The 20260-nt window shown below is 65.9% G+C and carries 17 protein-coding genes; 9 read left to right on the top strand and 8 right to left on the bottom strand.

The annotated features are described in order from the left end of the window. The first annotated feature begins 28 nt into the window (after positions 1 to 28). The 4 genes from NX1_RS14575 (at position 29) to NX1_RS14560 (ending at position 3040) form a co-directional block, all read left to right on the top strand. Positions 29 to 769 (top strand): SDR family NAD(P)-dependent oxidoreductase, encoded by a 741-nt coding sequence (locus NX1_RS14575; protein ID WP_068058666.1) that lies wholly within the window; start codon positions 29 to 31, stop codon positions 767 to 769. A 185-nt stretch (positions 770 to 954) separates the two neighbouring features. Then, positions 955 to 1119: a MerR family DNA-binding transcriptional regulator gene (locus tag NX1_RS14570; RefSeq protein ID WP_084501431.1), complete on the top strand. Its 165-nt coding sequence runs from the start codon at positions 955 to 957 to the stop codon at positions 1117 to 1119. Then, on the top strand, positions 1116 to 1988 hold the full coding sequence (locus tag NX1_RS14565; protein WP_068058664.1) for a TIGR03619 family F420-dependent LLM class oxidoreductase: 873 nt from the start codon (positions 1116 to 1118) through the stop codon (positions 1986 to 1988). The genes NX1_RS14570 and NX1_RS14565 overlap by 4 nt, the downstream gene beginning before the upstream one ends. Before the next feature lie 149 nt (positions 1989 to 2137). After that, positions 2138 to 3040, top strand: a complete 903-nt coding sequence (locus tag NX1_RS14560; protein WP_068058662.1) for a class I SAM-dependent methyltransferase — start codon at positions 2138 to 2140, stop codon at positions 3038 to 3040. Positions 3041 to 3349: 309 nt separating this feature from the next. Here NX1_RS14560 and NX1_RS14555 read toward each other — a convergent pair whose 3' ends face one another. Beyond that, positions 3350 to 3640: a hypothetical protein gene (locus NX1_RS14555; RefSeq protein WP_157119743.1), complete on the bottom strand. Its 291-nt coding sequence runs from the start codon at positions 3638 to 3640 to the stop codon at positions 3350 to 3352. A 584-nt stretch (positions 3641 to 4224) separates the two neighbouring features. Between NX1_RS14555 and NX1_RS14550 the strand changes: the two genes are divergently transcribed. After that, entirely contained in the window at positions 4225 to 5166 is a 942-nt protein-coding gene (locus NX1_RS14550) for a TetR-type transcription factor C-terminal domain-containing protein (RefSeq protein WP_245668505.1), read from the top strand. A gap of 23 nt (positions 5167 to 5189) precedes the next feature. Here the strand turns inward: NX1_RS14550 and NX1_RS14545 are convergent, their stop codons facing one another. Continuing rightward, the gene (locus NX1_RS14545; protein ID WP_068058655.1) at positions 5190 to 5705 is read right to left on the bottom strand and encodes a phytoene desaturase family protein; all 516 of its coding nucleotides are present in this window, start codon (positions 5703 to 5705) and stop codon (positions 5190 to 5192) included. Positions 5706 to 6016: 311 nt separating this feature from the next. Between NX1_RS14545 and NX1_RS14540 the strand changes: the two genes are divergently transcribed. Then, on the top strand, positions 6017 to 9295 hold the full coding sequence (locus NX1_RS14540; protein ID WP_068058653.1) for a protein kinase domain-containing protein: 3279 nt from the start codon (positions 6017 to 6019) through the stop codon (positions 9293 to 9295). 37 nt (positions 9296 to 9332) lie between these two features. Here NX1_RS14540 and NX1_RS14535 read toward each other — a convergent pair whose 3' ends face one another. The 3 genes from NX1_RS14535 to NX1_RS38540 form a co-directional block, all read right to left on the bottom strand. Beyond that, entirely contained in the window at positions 9333 to 10868 is a 1536-nt protein-coding gene (locus tag NX1_RS14535; RefSeq protein WP_068058651.1) for a carboxylesterase/lipase family protein, read from the bottom strand. A gap of 75 nt (positions 10869 to 10943) precedes the next feature. Next, positions 10944 to 11441: an MBL fold metallo-hydrolase gene (locus NX1_RS38545; RefSeq protein WP_281216457.1), complete on the bottom strand. Its 498-nt coding sequence runs from the start codon at positions 11439 to 11441 to the stop codon at positions 10944 to 10946. Next, on the bottom strand, positions 11408 to 11842 hold the full coding sequence (locus tag NX1_RS38540) for an MBL fold metallo-hydrolase (RefSeq protein WP_281216456.1): 435 nt from the start codon (positions 11840 to 11842) through the stop codon (positions 11408 to 11410). The genes NX1_RS38545 and NX1_RS38540 overlap by 34 nt, the downstream gene beginning before the upstream one ends. A gap of 192 nt (positions 11843 to 12034) precedes the next feature. Here NX1_RS38540 and NX1_RS14525 point away from each other — a divergent pair, with 192 nt between their 5' ends. Beyond that, positions 12035 to 12976, top strand: coding sequence for a helix-turn-helix domain-containing protein (locus NX1_RS14525; RefSeq protein ID WP_068058649.1), 942 nt, complete (start codon positions 12035 to 12037; stop codon positions 12974 to 12976). 71 nt (positions 12977 to 13047) lie between these two features. On the opposite strand, the gene NX1_RS14520 is transcribed toward NX1_RS14525, so the two are convergent. Beyond that, a complete protein-coding gene (locus NX1_RS14520; protein WP_068058647.1) occupies positions 13048 to 13446 on the bottom strand; it encodes a PPOX class F420-dependent oxidoreductase in 399 nt (132 codons plus the stop codon). A 140-nt stretch (positions 13447 to 13586) separates the two neighbouring features. After that, positions 13587 to 14063 (bottom strand): DUF1772 domain-containing protein, encoded by a 477-nt coding sequence (locus NX1_RS14515; RefSeq protein WP_068058645.1) that lies wholly within the window; start codon positions 14061 to 14063, stop codon positions 13587 to 13589. A gap of 730 nt (positions 14064 to 14793) precedes the next feature. Here NX1_RS14515 and NX1_RS36250 point away from each other — a divergent pair. Continuing rightward, positions 14794 to 17301, top strand: a complete 2508-nt coding sequence (locus NX1_RS36250) for a hypothetical protein (RefSeq protein ID WP_157119741.1) — start codon at positions 14794 to 14796, stop codon at positions 17299 to 17301. Between the two features lie 224 nt (positions 17302 to 17525). Beyond that, the gene (locus NX1_RS14495) at positions 17526 to 18644 is read left to right on the top strand and encodes a serine hydrolase domain-containing protein (protein WP_245668504.1); all 1119 of its coding nucleotides are present in this window, start codon (positions 17526 to 17528) and stop codon (positions 18642 to 18644) included. A 728-nt stretch (positions 18645 to 19372) separates the two neighbouring features. Here the strand turns inward: NX1_RS14495 and NX1_RS14490 are convergent. After that, positions 19373 to 20083, bottom strand: a complete 711-nt coding sequence (locus tag NX1_RS14490) for a DUF8020 domain-containing protein (RefSeq protein ID WP_068058637.1) — start codon at positions 20081 to 20083, stop codon at positions 19373 to 19375. Positions 20084 to 20260: the final 177 nt, after the last annotated feature.

The raw sequence follows: 20260 nt of genomic DNA, 5'->3' as shown, positions 1-20260 counted from the left end.
ACACCCCGTCGTACAGAGGAGAACATCGATGAGTGACCTGACCGGCAAGGTAGCGCTGGTGACCGGTGGCAGCCGAGGGATCGGCGCGGCGATATCGCAGCGGCTGGCCGGCGCAGGGGCGGCGATCGCGCTGACCTATGTCCAGGCAGTGGACCAAGCGCGTGCGGTCGCCGAACAGATCGAGGCGAATGGCGGCAGGGCCATGGTCATCCAGGCCGACCTGGCCCGTCCAGAGAGCGCGGCGGAGGCGGTGGAGCAGGTGGTGCGGGAGTTCGGCCGCATCGACATCCTGGTGAACAACGCGGGCTTCCTCGCCTACGGCCCACTGGCCGAGGTGTCGGCTGCCGACCTGGATCGCGTACTCGCCGTGGACATCCGGTCGGTGTTCCTGGCCGCCCAAGCCGCTGCCAGGCACATGGGTGACGGTGGGCGGATCATCAGCATCGGGTCGTGCTTCAACGGGCGCGTTCCTGGCTCGAACTTCGTCTTGCAGGCTACGGCGAAATCCGCGCTCATCGGGCTGACCAAGGGACTTGCCCGTGAGCTGGGTCCGCTGGGAATCACCGCCACCGTCGTGGACCCGGGCCCGATCGACACCGACATGAACCCGGCCGACGGCGAGACCGCCGATTTCCAGCGCTCCCTCACAGCCCTGGGCCGGTACGGCGAGGCCGAGGACATCGCCGCCGCGGTGGCATACCTCGCGGGTGCCGGCGGTCGCTACGTGACCGGCACCGCCCTCGCCGTGGACGGCGGGTACACCGTCTGACACAAGCGCGACTGTCAGCGGGAAGCGGCGAGCACCGAGCCATCGACGCCCTGCCCGCACATCAGGTCAACGGCAAGGCAGTCGTCGAGATGAATCAGGGCTGGCCGGAACACCTTTGGACCGGTCTTGCCTTGACATCGGTGACAAGGTTCAGCGTTTCGGCGCCGGTGTGGTGAGGAGGTCGCATGCTGATCGGAGAGTTCGCCGATCGTTCCGGTACGAGCGCCCGCATGCTGCGGTATTACGAACAGCAGGGATTGGTGCGGGCGCGGCGGTCGGCGAACGGCTACCGGGTGTACGACGAGGGCGAGCTGGAAATCGCCGACGCGAAAACGAAGGAATACATGTGAAATTCGCCCTCAGTTACCCGACGCCGTTCAACGGGACCGATCCCGACCGTCTCGTCTCGTTCGCCCGGCATGCCGAGCAGTGCGGGTTCGAGGCGCTGTACGTCCAGGACCACATCGTGCTGTATCCGGGCGCGAACTACGGCGCCGGAGAACTACCTCCGACGCTGCCCTACTTCGACCCCCTGGACTGCCTGAGCTTCGTCGTCGCCGCCACCCAACGCCTGCTGCTCGGCACCGGCGTACTGCTGCTGCCGTACCGCCACCCTGTGGTGCTCGCCAAACGCCTGGCCACCATCGACACGCTGTCCGAGGGCCGCATGCGCCTGCTCACCGTCGGCCTTGGCGCCCTCCCTGGCGAGGCGCAGGCCATGGGCGTCGACTTCCGCACCCGCGGCCGCCGCGCGGACGAGGCGATCGACGTGCTGCGCCTGCTGTGGTCCGGCGGCCCCGATGGCGTCGACCATCACGGCGAATTCTTCGCCTTCGACAAGCTGTGCAGCTACCCGAAACCCTTTGGCACAACGGATCTTCCGATTCACGTCGGCGGGTCGAGCCGCGCCGCCGCCCGCCGCGCCGGACTCCGCGGCGACGGCTACTTCGCCGGCGGCATACTCGACGAGGACGAGCGCGACCTGCAGATCGACCTGGCGCGCAAGGCCGCCGTCGAAGCAGGCCGCGACCCGGCCGCCCTCGAGTACACCCGCTGGGAATCGGCCGAACTGACGGTCGAGCGCGCCGGGCGACTCGCGGAACACGGTGTCACCCGCATCGTCGTCAACGTGACCGCAGCGACCGCCGACGAACAGCACGACCAGATGTCGGCGTTGGCCGAACGATTCGGTCTGCCCACCGATATCAGGCCGGTGTAGGCGCTGGATCGGCCACAGCCATCACGGGCGACGCAGGTCGGGCGTTGCCCGGAGGTTCCCAACGAGAGGAAGATCGATGGGGTGGATGCGGAGAGTTTGCTCCGCTTCGGCACGGCCCTGATGATCGCTGACACCATGGGGTGATATCGATGCGAACGGACGGAGACAGCTGGGACATCGTGACGAGCGTGGGTCTGACCGCCCTTGGCGTCGCCACGTTTCGCGCGCTCGAGACGATCGATCCCGAGCCGATGATCCACGACGACTATGCGGCGTGGTTCGTCGAGGCGGCGGGTGAGCCGCACTTTTTGCGGATGCTGGACGATCCGGCGTCGGCGGGCGCAGTCGGTCGGTTCGGGCGGTTGATGGGGGTTCGGACAAAGTTCTTCGACGAGTTCTTCGCCGCGGCGTGGCAGCGGGGTGTGCGGCAGGCAGTGATCCTGGCATCCGGTCTGGACGCACGCGCGTATCGACTGGACTGGCCCGCGGGCACGGTTGTCTTCGAGATCGATCAGCCGCGCGTTTTGGAGTTCAAGGACCGGGTGCTCGCCGATCACGGCGCGGTTGCCACGGCCGATCGGCGTGCGCTGGCGGTCGATCTGCGCGATGATTGGCCCGCCGCGCTCACTGCGGCGGATTTCGATCCGGGGCAGCCGGCAGCGTGGTCGGCCGAGGGGCTGTTGCCGTTCCTGCCGGGTTCGGCACACGACGCATTGTTCGAACGCATCGACGCACTGTCCGCGCCTGGCAGCTGCGTGGCCACCGACGACTTCGGCCGCGGCCTGGACCAGCGGCACTTCGACATGGAGGAAAAGTTCTTCGGCAGCAACCCGTTCGGCAACCTGAACGTTCATGACCTGTGGTATGACGATGCCCGCGCCGATCCTGGGGACTGGTTGTCGCGGCACGGCTGGTCGGTCGAGCGCGCCACTCCCTTCGACCTGGCCGCCACCTACGGCCGCCCGATCACCGACTTGCCCGCCGACCTGCCCGCCGAACTGCTCGACCGAATGCGGCAGGCGCGTTACGTATCCGCCGAGAAGCACAGGTGAATCCGGCCGAAGCCGTCTCCAGGTTCACTCTGTTGTGAAGCATCCGACGCGGTTGTCGGGAGAGCGTCGCGCACGCCCGCCCGGAGGCGAATCCAATGTCAGCGGAACGAGACGTGACCTAGGATCCGGCGATTTCAACTCTTGGGCGGGAATCGAGATACGAACGGGGATTGAGCCACGGGGCCAGAGCTTCCAAGTCTTCGGAATTCAGGTTGGCAATGCCATTCTCACAATCTCGATGACGGCCATTTCTGTAGTCGTACTCCGTATGCATGCGGTTGTTACACACCGAACAATTCCGAGTAGTCATCACAGCGTCCGTCCCGCATGCTCTCCAGCCTCGTGAAGCAGGACCGCTTCACGAGCCGCGCCAGGCTGTGGAAGCTCCTGGTACGGCATGGAATCGCGATTCTGAGCATGGTAGGTCCGCTTTGCCCATTCATACGCGTAGAGCGCTCTGCGCAGCCATCGCGAGGGGCAATCCCGAAAGTAGTCACTGGGGTCTTCGAAGTAATCACCGGGATGGGGATCGTCCATCATCAGCGCTTCCATAGCCGCATGAAACCCGGCTCTGTCGATATCTATTTCGTGAGAATTCATGATCAATCCTTGGTTCGAGTCAGTGCGAGACACCTCCGGCGATAGCAGTAATAGCAAGAGGCAACGAGATATGGATCACATTTACCCGTCTGCCAGGAAGGAGGGCGGCAACACGCGGCCCGCCGCAAGCCAGAGGATATGGATCGACGTGTTCGCCGTTCTGAAATCGGTGGTGCGCGAACCGGCGAATGGTAGTGATTGTCTCGTCGCGACAGTCCTGTGCGCCGAGGGCTGGATCGCCAGTCGTACGCAACGCCAGAAGTGGGTTCCGCAGTGAGTTGGGCCGGCTGCTGCACGCATCTCACGAGCCCTCCGTGGGTCTCGAGCCTGGAAAGTGTGACGACAGCCCTCACTGGGCCCGGGACCTCCGGCGCGGTAGCGCGATCGGCGAGCAGCAGATCGCCGAGGACCGGAGTCTCAGCCATCGCGCATCCTTCCACTTACCCGACGTTCTGAACAGTCACCGTGCGTTCGATAGGTAGACGTTCAGTTGGTGACTATGGTCACTGCACCCTTGCAGTGATGTCAAGACTCGATCGCTACTTCCGCAAGATATTACGCAAGGACGATGTAGCATGTTCAGTGTGACTGAACATGCGGTTGTCGGTGAGGGTTCCGGCGACACCGGTGCGGGCCATCTGGTGCGCCAGGCTCGGACGGCGGCTGGAATCTCGCTGCGCGAACTGGCGCGCAGTATCGGCGTCAGCGCTGGGACCCTCAGCGCCATCGAGAACGGCAAAACACCACTGACCGTCGGCCGACTCGACCGGATCGCCGCCGAACTCGGCGTCGCCACCGTCGACATTCTCGCCCCCCGGCTACCGTCAGCCGCCGACGCCACCGACACATCACCCGCCAGGTCGACAGGTGCCGGGCAAAGATGGCGCACCTTCGAACCCCTGAACCTGGATCCGGCTCTCGGCGCGGCGATCGCAGCATTCATGCAAACCGGTTACCACGGCGCGACGATGAGGAGTATCGCGGCCAACGCCGGTATGAGTGTCGCAGGCATCTACCACTACTACCCGAGTAAGCAAGATCTGCTCGTCGCCATATTCGATCTCGGGATGGCCGAACTGCATTGGCGAATCCCGGCGGCGCGCGACGACGGTGACACCGTGGTCGAACGATTCGCCAACATGGTCGAAGCCCTCGCGTTGTTCCACACGCACCGCAGTGACCTCGCGTTCATCGGGGCCAGCGAGATGCGCAGCTTCGACGAACCCAGCCGCTCCCGAATCGCCGCTCTGCGCAGCGACATTCAGCGAATGATCGACGACCAAGTCGCCTCCGGCATCCGGGCGGGCGAGTTCACCACCCGCCACCCGCGCGAAGCCGCCCGCGCCGTCGCCACCATGTGCACGTCCCTGCCGCAGTGGTTCCGGCCCGGCGGCCCCGTCTCTCAACAACAAATCGCCGTCGAATATGCGCAATTCGCCGTCGACATCATGCGCGGGCAAACACGGATCGAGCCCACATGGCCCAGGCTTCCCCGGAGAGAGCGTCGGGATACCGGTAGATCTTGATCTCGGCAAGACATTGCCACCGCCTATGCCGAGCGGATGCTCTTGTTGCCGGTGAGAATGTCTCCGGCGACATAGTTGGGGTTGTAGACCTGCGTGGCGGCGGGGCCGACCACGGTGGTGGCGACGATGCTATCCCGGAACCCGGGTGCGAACCGCTCGACCGCGTCGAGCAGTACGTCGGTGGCATCCTCCGAATATCCTTGTGGCACATGCGCGTAAAGGTCGATCGGGTGTACGTTTCCGCTTGATCGTTTCGGGTCGGCGAGGTATTGCTGTCCGACGACGATGAAGGGCCGGTCGGGAAGCCGGCCTCGATGGATTGCGCGTTCGGCACGGACCACATCCGCCGCGCTGCCGCAGACGTGCAGGTTTTCCCGCCTTGTCGGCGTGGGGTTGGTCCACGGGACGCCGTCCTCGACAGCAAGACTGACCTTGTAGGCGGCGGGCCCGTGCCGGAATCGCCGGTACGCTCGGGAGACCGGCGACGGCAGTCGGTCACCGGCGATATCGGCGATCGCGGCCGGGGCGAGATCGAACATCACGAGGTCGGCGGGCGGGGTCGTACACGTAGTACGCCCCGGTCCTGACGCCGGCGATCGATGTGATGTCGTGGGTCGTCGAGCCGTGCGAACCGCTTCCAGCGAAGGCGACCGCCGCCGCATCGAGCAGCCGCGCTCGGGTCCGGGCCGCGCGCGAGCGGTCCTCTGTATCGGTCACCGGGACAGTATGGCTCTACACAGCGCGCGCGAGTTTGCCGTACCGTGGCGATATCCTCGAGGTAGTCATCGAGAGGTGAGCAGGATAGTGGTGCTGTTGCTATGGCGTGGATCGGGTGAATCGGTGTAGGTCGATGACCGGCGCCGATCCACTCGCAACGCAACGCGACGCGTCTGGTTCCGTCGCGGCGGAACTGGCCGCGGCCGGGTTCGACGACGCCGTGGAGATCGGCCGTGGCGGGTTCGGTGTCGTCTACCGGTGCACGCAGGCCGAGCTCGACCGGGTAGTGGCGGTCAAACTGCTCACCGCCCACCTCGACGAGGACAATCGGGAGCGGTTCTTCCGCGAGCAGCGGGCAGCGGGCCGGCTGACCGGGCACCCCAATATCGTGCACGTCCTGCATGCCGGTGTCACCGGCAACGGTCGGCCTTTCCTCGTGATGCCGTACTACCCGCGCGGCTCTCTCGACGCACGGATCCGCAGCGGCGGGCCGCTGGAGCTGAGGGAAGCGCTGCGGCTCGGGGTGAAACTGGCCGGTGCTCTGGACACGGCGCATCGCTTCGGGGTCCTGCATCGCGACATGAAACCCGCGAACATCCTTTTCACCGACTACGACGAGCCGACGCTGGTGGACTTCGGAATCGCCCATTTCGCGGGCGGGTTCGTCACCGGCACCGGCATCGTGACAGGTACACCGGCCTTTACCGCGCCGGAAGTCCTCGCGGGCCAGTCACCGAGTCCCGCCGCGGACGTCTACGGCTTGGGCGCTACCTTGTTCGCCGCGATCACCGGTCACGCCGCCTTCGAACGCCGCAGCGGTGAGCAGTTGGTGGCTCAGTTCGTTCGGATCACCTCCGAGCCGGTCCCTGATCTGCGGGAGCAGGGCATTGCCGAGGATGTCAGCGCCATAGTCGAACGTGCCATGCACAGCGACCCGCGCAGCCGCCCGTCCGCCGCGGAGCTGGGTGAGCAACTCCAGGCCTCGCAACGCCACCATGGATTTCCCGTCGACGAGATGGCTCTGCATACCCGGTCCGAAGCCGAGGACGAGCCCACGCCACCCACACGCGGGAAGTCTTCCTCGGCAGGATCGAATCGGAGCCGGCCGTCGCAGACTTCTCGACCGGGGAAGGCTCCGTTGGAGCTGACCAGTTTCGTGAATCGACGTACCGAGCTGGCCGAAGCGAAGAACTCGTTGTCGATCGCGCGGTTGGTGACGTTGACCGGGATGGGCGGGGTGGGCAAGACCCGGCTGGCGGTGCGGGTCGCCACCACCGTGCAGGGTGAGTTCGCCGACGGTGTGACTTTCGTGGAAATCGGCGAGGTGCGTGACGAGCGGCTGCTGGCGAGCATCGTGGCGAACGCGCTGGGGTTGCAGGACCGGTCGGCGCGTCCGCTGCGCGAGGTACTCGCCGAATTCCTGGCCGATCGGGAATTGCTGCTCGTGTTGGACAATTGCGAGCAAATGGTCGCCGCCGTCGCCGAGCTCGCCGAATCATTGCTTCGCGTGTGTCCCAGGTTGCGGATTCTCGCGACGAGTCGCGAACCGATCGGCCTCGACGGAGAAGCGGTATTGCCGGTACACCCGCTTGCTGTCCCCGACCCCGACCAGTTACCCAGGAGCCTGTCCCGCAACGACGCGATGAGGCTGTTCGCCGAACGGGCCGCCACGGCTGTCGCGGGCTTCGAGATCACCGACGACAACATGGCCACCATCGCCGGGATCTGCCGGCAGCTGGACGGCCTGCCGTTGCCGATCGAGCTGGCGACAGCCCGGCTGCGAGTCATGTCGCCGGAGCAGATCTTGCAGCGGCTGACCGATCGTTTCGCATTGCTCACCCGCGGCAGCAGGAGCGCCCCGCCGCGGCAACAGACCTTGCGCATGTGCATCGACTGGAGCCACGACCTGTGCACGCCGACGGAACAACGAGTATGGGCCCAGCTCTCGGTGTTCGCCGGAAGCTTCGAACTCGAGGCGGCCCAATACGTCTGCGGCGACGATCCCACGGCAGAGGATTTCCTGGACACGGTGGCCTCCCTGGTCGACAAGTCGATATTGATACGGGAGGAATCGGATACCGCGGTTCGGTTCCGAATGCTCGACACCGTGCGCGACTACGGTCACGAAAAGGCAAGGGAGACCGGCGAATACCTCGAGTACCGACGCCGCCACCGCGACTGGTACGTACGGCTCGCCTTCGGCGCGTATACCGAATGGTCCAGCCCCCGAGCACTGGAGTGGATCTCCCGGTTCGGTCGGGAGCAGCCGAACCTTCGGCGAGCGCTGGAGTTCTGCGTCTCCGACAACCCCGAAGCCGGGATTCGGATCGCCGCCGCTATCTGGCCGTTCTGGTACTCCCAAGGCTCGCTGAGTGAGGCTCGCCGCTGGCTGGACCGTCTGCTGGCTCGCCGCACCGGCCCACTCACCATCGACCAGGCGGCGGCGCTCTACGTCGCCTGCATCATGGCCGCGGTGCAGGGCGACCTTGCCGCGGTGGAGGGTTTCGTGCGCCTAGGGCGCCCGCTCGTCGAGAAGACCACCGCCCCCTTTGCCCGCGCACACATCGACCTCATCGAGGGAATTCTCGCGATACTCAGCGGAAAACCTTCTGCCGCACGCCCGTACCTCGAAAAGGCTGTCCAGGCGTATACCGAACTCGACAACGTCTTCTTCCGAGTCAACTCGTTGACACTGCTCGGGTACACCCAGCAACTGCGCAACGATACGGAAAGGGCCGTCGAGTACTACGAGCACGCACTCGCCATCGTCGAAGAGCACGGCGAAACGATGTACCGCCCTTACGTGATGTGGGCGCTGGCTGTGGCGTCGTGCCGGCAGGGGGACCTCGCGCGGGCGACTCGATTACTCGAGCGGGCGCTGCGGGTGAGCCGGGCGCTGAACGACCGCACGAACACGAGCATGTGCCTACGCGCATTGGCGCGGATCGCCACCGACGAACAGGATGCCGAGCGTGCGGTCGTGTTGATGGCGGCCGCTGATCAGATCGACCGGTCGATGGGCGCTTCGCCGACCTGGTATTCGTACCTGCTCGTCCGCCACGAAGAGTGCGAGCGTCTGACTCGCGAGGCGATGAGCGCGCAGGCATACGCTGCAGCCCAGCGGGAGGGCGCCGCGCTCAGTTTCGATGCCGCGATCGCCTACGCCCTGGGTGAAAACGCCCCGCCCACCTCCGCGGACGTTGCCGGTCGCAAACTGACCAAGCGGGAGCGGGAAGTCGCCGAACTGATCGCCGAAGGCCTGACCAATCGGGAGATCGCCACTCGTCTGGTCATCTCACCACGCACCGCCCAGGGACACGTCGAGCATCTTTTGACCAAGCTCGGGTTCACCTCCCGGGCACAGATCGCGGCATGGATCGCGGCATCTCAGAACAATGCTTCGAAATCATGAGCGAAGATGACGCGCTGCGTCATGGCTTCGGCGAACATCAGAGGGTGTCTCCTGTTCGGGCGTAGTGGCTGTGGCTCCAGGCGTCACGTTCGGCGGCGAACGGGTCGTCGACAACGGCCCATTCGTCGTCGATGAGCTGCGTGGTGCGGCGGTCGGGGCGGTACTCGGGCCAGCCGGGTGTACCGATGGTGACGAAGTCGACCCAGGCACGATGTACTCGGGCGGCCAGCAGGGCGGGCGCAGCCGTGCCGAGTAGTCCGTCCGCGCCCTGGAGGGTGGGCAGCAGGTTGTCGAAAACGAAGGGCAGCTCGACGATGTGGGTGGCGCCGAGTTGCCTGTCGAGCGCGGGCGAGCGCCAGCCGAACGCATAGGCGTAGGTGCGTCGGCCCGCCGCCGAGTGGCTGTCGGCCATGGCTCGGCTCCCGGCTCCGAATACCGCGTCCCCCAATATGATCGAGCGCAGCCTGCCTGGTGTGGCGGTGGGATGCAACCTCCGGTAGACCGACAGCAGCCGGTCCGGGTCGGGGTCGGCGTACTCGGCGGCTTCGGTCAGCTGTTGCGGGGTTGTCGCCGCCGCGACGCCGTTGGGCAACAGATATAGATTTCCTTCGTCGGTGTTGTGGCCGATCAGCAGGTCGACAGGTTGGCCCGCCGCGTGGGCCACGGTGGTGACGGGCTGGTCGTCGAGGACCACACCCAGCGGTGTGATCCGTTGGAGCGGGTCGCGGACCGCAGCGGTGCCGAGGTCGAGACCGGCGAGCTCCCCCACGGCATCGATGAGCTGCTGATCCGGCACGTCGGCGAATCCGTCGAGTGTCGGCGCTACCGCGAGCGTCGCTGCGGCGGCATCACGCACGATCGCGGCCTGTTCGCGGCTGAAAGCCGCACTGCCGCTGCCGCTTTGCATCACGGCACGGCCGAACAGGCCGGCCGCCTCGGGTGCGGCGATCGCGGCGGCGGTGAGCATCGCACCGGCGGACTGACCGGCCAGGGTCACCCGTGCTGGGTCGCCGCCGAAGGCGGTGATGTTGCGGTTGACCCACGCCAGCGCGGCGACGACATCGGCGAGTCCCCGATTCGGGAAGGCGCCGGGGATGTCGAGGAACCCGGCGATGCCCAGGCGGTAGTTCACCGTGACAACCACGACGCCGTGCTGTGCGAATCGGGAGCCGTCGAGCATCGGCGAGTGCGACGACCCTGCGACGAACGCGCCGCCGTGCAAGAACACCAGCACTGGGGCACCGCCGGCCACATCGCGCGGTGACCAGATGTCGACAGTCAGGTAGTCGGGTCCGACCCGCCACCCGGGAGCGAAATACGCCGAGATGTCCAGTGATCCGAAACGGCCGCGCGGTAGCTGTGGAGCGGTCGGTCCCGGCTCGGTGGCCGCACGCACACCCCGCCACGGCTGAACGGGAGCCGGCGCCTGAAAACGGCCGATCCCGACCGGCGCAGCGGCGTAGGGGACGGAGTAGAACACGGTGTGGGTCGGGTACGCAGTGCCGCGGAGCCTGCCGCTTTCCACCTCGCGCACGACATCGGCGGGTCGCGAATCGGCGGGTTGTGAAGCCATCATGGAGCGCCTCGATCTGGGTAGCGTTGAGGGTGCAGCGCCGCCCGGCGCGGGTGCGGGGCGGCGCGGCTTCGGTCAGTAGGCGGGCAGCGGAGCCCAGTTCTTGATCGCGAATGCGTCGGCTTCGCGGACGATTTCGAGGGCGCTGTGTCCGCTGAAGTGCGCGGGCAACACCAACGCGGTGTTGTCGGCCGCCCAACCCAGTAGCCGAAGCCGGGTCGCCCTCGCAGCGGTGGGGTCCTCACAGAAGCAGCTGTTGTGTTCGGGGTGAGCGATCTGCAGGGGTGTATGCACCAGATCTCCCGCGAACAGTGCCTTGTCGCTGCCCGACGCCAACACCAGCACGCTCGAACCGGGAGTATGCCCCGGTGCAGCCCGCAACGTAAGATTCGCGTCCACGACGTACTCGGTCTCCCAGAGTCGCACCTGGCCTGCGGCGTAGACCGGCGCGACGCTGTCCTCGAACACGTTCTCGTTGACACCGCCCATGATGTTCGGGTTGTTGGCCGGATTCCAGTGCTCGTAGTCCGCACGTGGCATCAGGTAGGTGGCGTTGGGGAATGTCGGCCCCACTGCCCGTCCACGAGGCGGGTGTTCCAGCCGACGTGATCGACATGTAGGTGGGTGTTGATCACCAGGTTCACGTCCTCGGGTGCGATGCCCGCCGCGGCGAGATTGGTCAAATACCCCAGGTCGAGGTGGTCCCAGGCGTCGACCGCCGGGCGGGTCTTGTCGTTGCCGATGCCGGTGTCCACCAGGATGATCCGGCCTTCGCTGCGCAGCGCCCAGGTCTGCATCGCGATCTGAACGATGTTGTCGACCGGGTCGAGATGATCCGGAACCAGCATCGGTCGCTGTTCGTCCCAATGCTGATCGGGTGAGCCGGGGAAGAACTGGTCGGGCGTCATGCCCACCGGCCCGTGCATTTCCTCGACCCGCGACACGGTGACATCACCGAGCACAATCTCGTTCATCAGGTTCCTTCGCTGCGTGTTTCCGACGCCGTGACCGGGCGCCGGACGGCTCGTGGGCCGTGCCACTGAGTTTTCAAGTGCCCGAAGCCGGTAGCCACACCCTGCGAAGGCGCTGTTGGAGCGGGTGCGTCAACGCTGTCCACACCCCGGCAGGGTCAGGACAACTGTGCATTCGGCAGCGACAATGACGTGATGTGCGACCGCGAAGACGAGTCCGGACAGCTCGGGGCGTTCCTCGAGGCGTGCCGGGCCAGGGTGCGACCCGAGCAGGTGGGGCTCACGCCCTACGGCGAACGTCGTCGTGTTCCGGGGCTGCGCCGCGAGGAGTTGACCCTCCTGGCAGGGGTCAGCCCGTCCTATTACGCCCGGCTCGAACAGGGCCGATCCCGCAACGCCTCACCGGAGGTCCTCGACGCTATCGCCGCCGCACTCGCGTTGACCGCCACCGAACGACGCCACCTGCACGCGCTGGCCGAGTCCGCAGGCCGCCGCCGCGTCACCCGCCCGGCGCCCATCGAGCACGCTGACCCAGCCCTGCTCGAACTGCTCGACGCCATACCATCGGTGCCCGCGCTCGTGCTGGGTCGCCGCAGCGATGTGCTCGCCTGGAATCCTCTCGGCCACGCCCTGCTCGCGGCGAATCTCGATCCAGGCTGCCCGGCGGTCCCTGGTCGCAGACCGAACATGACCCGGATGGTGTTCCTCGACCCGGATACCCGCGCCCTCTATGCCGATTGGCCGCGCAAGGCGCGCGCAGTCGTCGGCAACCTGCGGCTCATCGCAGGCGCCCACCCCGACGACCCAGCACTGGCGTCGTTGGTCGGCGCCCTCACCATGGCCAGCCCGGAATTCGGCACGCTCTGGAACGACCACAGGGTCCAGGCATGCGCGACCGCCCATTACCGGCTGCACCACCCGCTGATCGGGGACCTCACCATCACCCAACAGACACTGAGGTCGGTCGAGCAACCCGATCAAACTCTCGTCACCTGCACCGCCCCGGTCGATTCCCCGTCGGCATCAGCACTGGCCATCCTGACCCATTTGGCTCGACCAGCCGAGCCGCCCACACGCCTTGCCGACAATCGGCACTCTGCGCCCAACGAGACCGTGAGTTCGAAGGCGGGCACCTGACCGGTGGTACTGGGACGTCTTCTCCAGCGGTGCAAGGGAATTGTGCCGTCGGGATCGCCCACGACGACTGACTACTCGGCGTCACGACTGGTGAACTCGAAGGATCCGCCGTCGATGCCCCAGGAGATGATCCGCTCGGGGTGAATGCGGATGACCGCGCGTTCCTGGGGCGGGAACGGGGGCTCCTCGTCATCGAGCGCCTCGGCCGTGCCGCGTACCTCGATGCCGCGAATCACATATGGCTCCACCGAAACCTGCTGGTCTATGACGAACGACACCCGGCTGCCCGCCTCGACATTGCGGTACTTTCGACTGGCACGCATCCGCATGCCCCCGATGTCGATCGTGCCGTCGGCGTTCACCCGATAGCTGGTCGGATTGTTCTGCACAACGCCGTCGGGCGACACCGTGGCCAGCCGACCGATCCCGGCCTCCGCGAGGAATTGCAGTTCATTGATGGTGAAGGTCATGTCCGTTACTCCTCGGTGAATTCGATATGTGTACCTCCGGCGATCAGCCGGAAGTTGTCGGGTGCGGCAAGCGCAAGCTGTTGCCTGGCGCGTCCCGTGCGTCGTGCGTCGGCGGTTCAGGCGCGAGCCGTGCTCTGAGATCAGAACAGGATCAGCGCGGCGCACAGTCCGGCGATGGCGATGAATTGCAGGGTGACCCGGTACTTCAGGATGCTGTCCCACTTGTCCTGCAGTGCACGGGCATTGGCCGGAATGATGCCGCTCTGCGCGGCGGCGGTCTGCTGGGAATTGATCGGCTTGGCGATGCGGACGTAGAAGGCGAGCCAGGTCAGCAGCGCCGCCACCGTGATGCCCGCCGCGACAGCGGCGCCGATCTGCCCGGCCAGCAGCGCGATCAGCAGCGTGAGCACCGCGGTGACCACACCGCCCGCACCGAAAACCGGCATCCGCTTGTCGCCGTAGTAGTGACCCCATCCCGCGCTGATGGTCACAGTCGCGTCATCGAGCTTGCGGTACACGGACCGGGTGATCACGGCTCCGCAGACATCGGTGCCATAGACGACGGCATTGGCGAGAACGGCGACCGCGGCGATGATCTGGCCGGTGACAACGAGCATTTCGGCTTCCCTTCCAATAATCTAGCAGCGCTAGAAACTGAAGTAACGGTAACATTCGCCCGCCAGCTTGTCTAGCGTTGCTAGATTTCAGCTCGCCACCGCCGGGTCGCCGGATCAGCAAGCCGCACATGACCGTTCGGCCAACCCTGGGGCAGCCCCGGGATGCGTCCGTCAGGGCATCGTGGTCGTGTCACGCGCATAACGAGCATCCGCGACCGGTCAGCGCGGACCGCGACCACGACACTTCGAATCGGATTACACACGCCTGCAACGGTTTACAACTGCACCGTCCACACGATTCCGCGCCGCGCGGTCGCGTCGGATCTCGACCAGGTCACGACTGTCTGAAGCATTCGTGCTTGTCTCGCCGACTTCGCGCAGGACCGTTACAGTACCGACGTTCGGGCTGGTTGGAGACCTGGGATGTGGTGTGGCAGTGATGGCTTCGTTGGCGAGGCCCATGCTCGGCGGCCGGTTGAGGTTGTGGAGTCTCGGGAGGTGGGCCGCGCAACGCCTTCGCGGAGTGCCGCGACCGGGTGAAATCACTCGAGACGTGCCGGCGGTTGGCGATCAGGGCTCCCAGGCACCGACCAATGTCCATGCGCTCCCGCTGAATTACCCAGCGGCACCGCACGATTCGGACAGCAAGGACCTCGGTTCCGTACGAAGGCATGGCCGCAGGTATGGCGACCCGGGAATCGATCACAACTTTTCGAAAGGCCAGGCAGATATGACAACTCCCGACGACCGGGCGACGATCACGGACGACGCGTCCGCCGCCGAGGAGACGACGACAGCTACCGCAGGCGAGGGGGCGGTAGCCGAGCAGGAGACCGCTACCACGGCCGAGGCGTCTGTCGCAGCGGGCGACATGGTGTCAGCGGAGGGCGAATCGGCAGCTGAGGAAGACGTGACAGTTGCTGAAGGCGAAGCCGCGAAGGAGGTTTCGGAAGCCGTGGCCGAGCACGGCGCCGCTCCCGAAGGCGGGGAGGAATCCGCGACCGTAGCACCCGAGGCAACTGTATCCTCGGTTGCCGAGAATGAGCCGGCTGCCGAGGCCGAGGCCACGGAAGTCGAGGGTGAGTCCGCCGCCGAGGAAGCAGCTGTCGAAGCAACTGCCGCTGAGGCTGAGGTAGAAGGGGACACAGCCGAGCCGGAGGCGGCAGCCGCCGATATCGAGCCCGCGGTCGAAGGTCGAGTGCCGCAAGCCGAGTGGACCGTCGACACCGAAACCGCAGTCCAGATCGTTGACCCGGCCGAGGAGCCGGAGGTGGTGGCTGCCGAAGACGGAGCTGCTGCTGAGACCGAGGTTGCGGCAGAGCGTGCCGGTGATGTTGCCGTCGATGCCGAAGCGGAAACGGCAGCCGAAGGTGAGGCGCCGGAAGCCGGGTCGGCTGTCGAGACCGAAGAGATCGCCGATGAATCGGAGATAGTGGCCGCTGGAGGCGAGGGTGAAGCCGATGCCGCCGCCGCAGTCGAGATCACCGCAGACGGCGATGTCGGCGAAGGCGAGCCCAGTGTGGTGACCAGCGAGAAGATCACGGATGGCGCCTCGGATGCGGTAGCTGACAGCGGTTCGGACGTCGAGTCCGATACATCGGCCGAGGTTGATGTCGTCGCAGAAGTTGGCGAGCCGGTTGCCTCCGAGGCCCAAGCAGCTGAGGTCGAGGCAGTTGCGGCAACGGAGTCACCTATTGCCGAGGTGGCTGCCGAAAACGAGGCGGCCGCTGTGGACGAGACCGAGGCCGAGGTGGATGCCGTTGAGGTAGCTGGACAAGAGGATCAGACCCAGCCCCTCGAGTTGGAAGTGTCCGACGTAGAGGCGACCGTCGTGGAAGCGCTTGCGGTCGAGGTGGCTTCGGAGCTGGAGGAGCGACCGGTGGCTGCGGCACAGCTGACGGAGCCGCCTGCTGCCGAAGGTGAAGAGGTCGTCGAGGCCGAGTCCGTGGTTGACGAGGAAAACGTGGCGACCGAAGCCGAGCCGGCCGAGACCGAAACCGCTACTGAGTCCGTGGTGGTGGGCATAGAGGCTGTCACCGACAACGAAGTAGCAGCTGAAGCCAGGGAAGGTGTTGAGACCGAAGCGGTCGCCAAGGTGGAGGCGATCGAACACACGGCAACCGCCGAAGGCGAGGAGACAGTCGAAGCCGCAGCGGCTGAGTCGCCCGTTGCCGAAAGGGAGCAGATCGTCGAAGCCGAGTCGGTGCTCGACGAGGAGCAGGTCGTGGCCCAAGTCGAGCAGGCCGAGGCCGAGTCGGAGTTGGCGGGAATGGTTGTGGAGGCGGTCGACGCCGAGCAAGAAGCCACAGCCGACGACACGGAGGATGCCCAGCCCGAAGCGGTCGCCGGAGTGGAGGCCGCCGAAAGCGAGGCAACCGCCGAAGGCGAGGAGATCGCCGAAGCCGCAACAGCTGTGGCCGAGTCACCCGTTGCCGAAAGGGAGCCGATCGTCGAAGCCGAGTCGGTGCTCGACGAGGAGCAGGTCGTGACCGAAGCCGAACCGGCCGAGGCCGAGTCGGAGTTGGCGGGAGTGGTTGTGGAGGCGGTCGACGCCGAGCAAGAAGCCACAGCCGACGACGCGGAGGATGCCCAGCCCGAAGCGGTCGCCGAGGTGGAGGCGGTCGAGAGCGAGGCGCTCGCTGCGGACGAGCCCGTGGCCGAGCTGAGTGCGGTCGACGTAGCTGAAGACGTGGATGAGGTCGAGCCCTTCGAGGCGGAAGTGGCCGAAGTGCCAGCGGCAGTCGAAGAAGTACCCGCGATTGCGGATACCGCTGAACCGGAGGAAGAGCCGGTGGCCGTGGCCGAGGTAGCTATTGTGGAAAGCGAGAAGGTAGTCGAGGGTGAAGCCGTCGGTGAGATCGAGCAGATGGCCGACGACGAGGCCGATCCCGCCGGGAACGAAGTAGCGGCAGTCGCCGAAGACGTGCCGGATCTCGAGTCCGTGAAGGAAGTGGGTTTGGTGCCGACCGGAGCCGGGGACCTGGTGAGGTATTCGAGTCCAGTCGCACTGGCCGACGGGGGCGCGCCCGCAGCCGGTGATGGCGCGGCGGCGGTCATCCGCGACCAAGCGACGACGATCAGCGATCAGGCGCGGATGATCGCGAAACTTCGGCGGAAGGTGATGGTCCTGGAAACCATCATCAAAACCCAGGAATCCCAATCCGCCTCGATGGTCGACGTAATTTCGACCTACAAGAACGAATTGACCAGTCTCGCAGTAGATCTCATAGATCTCTGACCGGCTGACCACGGAGCGCCCGGCAGTGCCTGCACGCTGAAAAGCCACGGGCACTTCCGGGCGATCCCGACGGTATGCGGGTGTAGTCCGGGCCGGGTATTCGCGATCGCGACAAGGACTCCGCTCGTCCCGTGAGTCGGAGGCAGCGGTTTCGCGGTCGTCGCCCGGGCCCGGGGGAAGATTTTTCCAATACCGGGCGGGACCGCTCGGTCGATAGTGGTGCCGTGACCGACACATTCGATCCCGAGAAGCTACAGACCGCCTTGGAGACCGTCCATCACGTGGGCGTACCCGGAGTTTTCGCCGAGGTGCGCGACGACGACCGAATCTGGCGCGGCGCCGCCGGAGTTGCCGATGTCGCCACCGGCCGCCCCGTCACGGCCGAGATGCGACACCGCGTCGGCAGCATCACCAAGACGTTCACCGCCGCCGCTGTGCTGCACCTGGTCGACGATGGCGAAATAGAGCTCGACACACCCATCGGCCACCACTTGCCCCGGCTGGTTCCCGGCGAACGCGGTGCGGCGATCACGGTCCGGATGTTGATCAACCACACCAGCGGCCTCGCCGAATACCTCCCGCATGCCTACCCCTCACTCGCGGCCTTCCCCGCCCTGGCGAAAACGACACCGACCAGCCTGGATGACAGCCGGTTCACCAAGTTTCACGCGACAGAGCTGATCGAGATGGGGGTCTCGGCGCCCGCTACCGGGACACCAGGTGGCACACCCGGGGTGTACTCGAACACCAATTACTTGCTGATGTGCCAACTCCTGGAGTCGGTTACCGGTACCTCGGCGGAGAAATACATCACCCGCAACATCATCGAGCGCGCCGGACTGCTGGACACCGAGCTTCCGACCGGACCGCATATCAACGGACCGCACTCACTGCATTACGAGGCGTGGTTCGGCATGATCGACCCGCCGCGCGACTACAGCGTCTATGACATGTCGTGGGTGGGGCCGGCGGCTTCGCTGATATCGACCGTCGCGGACCTGAACCGCTTCTTCGGCCTGCTGCTGGCCGGCGAAATCATCAGTCGAGCATCGCTGACGCAGATGCAACGTACCGTTCCGGTCATCTCCTTCGAGGGAAAGACACTCGACTACGGTCTGGGCCTGCAGAAGATGACGGTGCCAGGACACGGCATCTACTGGGGCCATGAGGGTTCCGTCTGGGGCGGCGGCGCGATCTCCATGACCAGCGCTGACGGCAAACGGCAAGCGTCCATCGCGGTGAACCTGCAGCGATGGAACCAACTCGACTCATCGGGAAAGCCACAGCCCCATCCCATCGATGACGCACTTCGGGCTCTCACCCAACTCGCGCTGTGTGGTTGATAAACCCAGCCATCGGAGCGCTTGCACTACCGGGCACTGTCGAGCCCCTGAGGCCAGTTCTGTTCGAATTCCACGGGCTTCGGGTAGCCGGGCAACCGTGCGCCGGGACGGACCTGCGGCGCGGATATCCTCAGGCAGAACCCGAGGATGATTCGCCCTCGAGAAACGAGGCCACCGTTGCACGGTGTTCGCGAGAACTTCTCACCACTCATCGACACCGTTACGGACCGGCGATTCGTAGGACCGTACTATCCCGGTGCCGGCAAAACACCGAAGGCGACCGCGCCGCTGTCGATCCGATGAACTCGCAGACACCGTGGTCGCGACCGCCTTGGAGGCCGGCGCGGAACGGTTTCCGATCATCGGGCTTTCGCTGGGTTCCGCCGTCGCGCAGTCGCCGTGGCGCGCCTTCGGCGGACTCGACACCGAAGCTGGGGTGGGCCGGGCTGACCGGCACCGGGCACTTCGTTACCACCCACGCCGAGCAGTTCTCCTGGACGATCGAACTCCGGACCGATCGGATCCACGATTCTGTTCACCACGTTCAGCGACTGGAACGCTGCCGAAGTCGATGAGGCGAATTCGAATTCGGTAGTGAATCCCCGCGCGGGCCCAGCTCCAGCGCAGAGCTCGCAAAGATACCCGATGACACGGCAGCGCCCTGCCCAGTCGATGCGGCAGACTGGACAGGGCCTCCCGGCGCGCCGGGCCGAGCATCCCGCTCGGGACTACTTCGCCGGAGCGGCCGGCGGCGGTTGGTTGATCGTGGTGAAGTACTGCACCGCCGCCATGATGGCGACCGGGGCGGTCACCAGCAGTTGACCGGCGAGCGTCCCGAGGGTGCCGAGGGCGACAATGCCACCGAGACATCCGACCGCCGCGGCCGGAATGAACGCGCCGAACAATCCGATGATCGCCGCGGAGGCGATGGTGGCTCCGGCGATACCGCCCAGCACACAACCGACCGCGGCGCCACCGATGCCGCCGACGGTCGTGCCGATCGTCGCGCCCATCAGGATCGTCGATGACAACCGCGCCCAGGCGGCCTGCTCACGGTCGTACTGCGTCTTCCACGGCGCCTGATCCTCGTACGGCAGGGCCACGGGCTTGTAGGTCGCGTGCTCGAGATCCAGTTGCGGGGTCAGTGTGGCCGTGCGGTCGCGGATTTCCGCGGCAATGGGGAACACGAAATCATCGACCCGGAACGACAATTCCGACCCGCCCAGCACCGAACCGTTGACGGCCTTGAGCTTCAGCACCCCCTCCTCCACCACCAGCGAACCGGAGTCGGCACTGAGCACCATGGAACGTTCGCCCACCGACGCGGTGTAGTTCACCACATCGCTGCGAGCGGGCGGCGCGGCCCCGGCCGAACCCGTGCCTGCCGTGACACCCAGGGCGGCGGCAAGCAGCGCGGAGGCCGCAATAGATTTTCTCATCGGATTCCTTCTTCTCGATACCTCGAACCGACCGTTCGAGAGATCCATATGCGCACCAGCGCAACGCAGTCGACGCCGGTAGGCGGCGTCGGCAACTGCCGTCCTTCCGGGCCCACAGGCCCACTACTAAGCGCTCATTAACCGGTATGGCCACTAAAGATGCAGCAGGCCACACGC

The sequence above is a fragment of the Nocardia xishanensis NBRC 101358 genome (assembly GCF_001613365.1).
Classification (GTDB): Bacteria; Actinomycetota; Actinomycetes; order Mycobacteriales; family Mycobacteriaceae; genus Nocardia; species Nocardia xishanensis.
The sequence above is the reverse complement of the archived record's forward strand: the minus strand, read 5'-3'. Positions and strand labels throughout refer to the sequence as shown.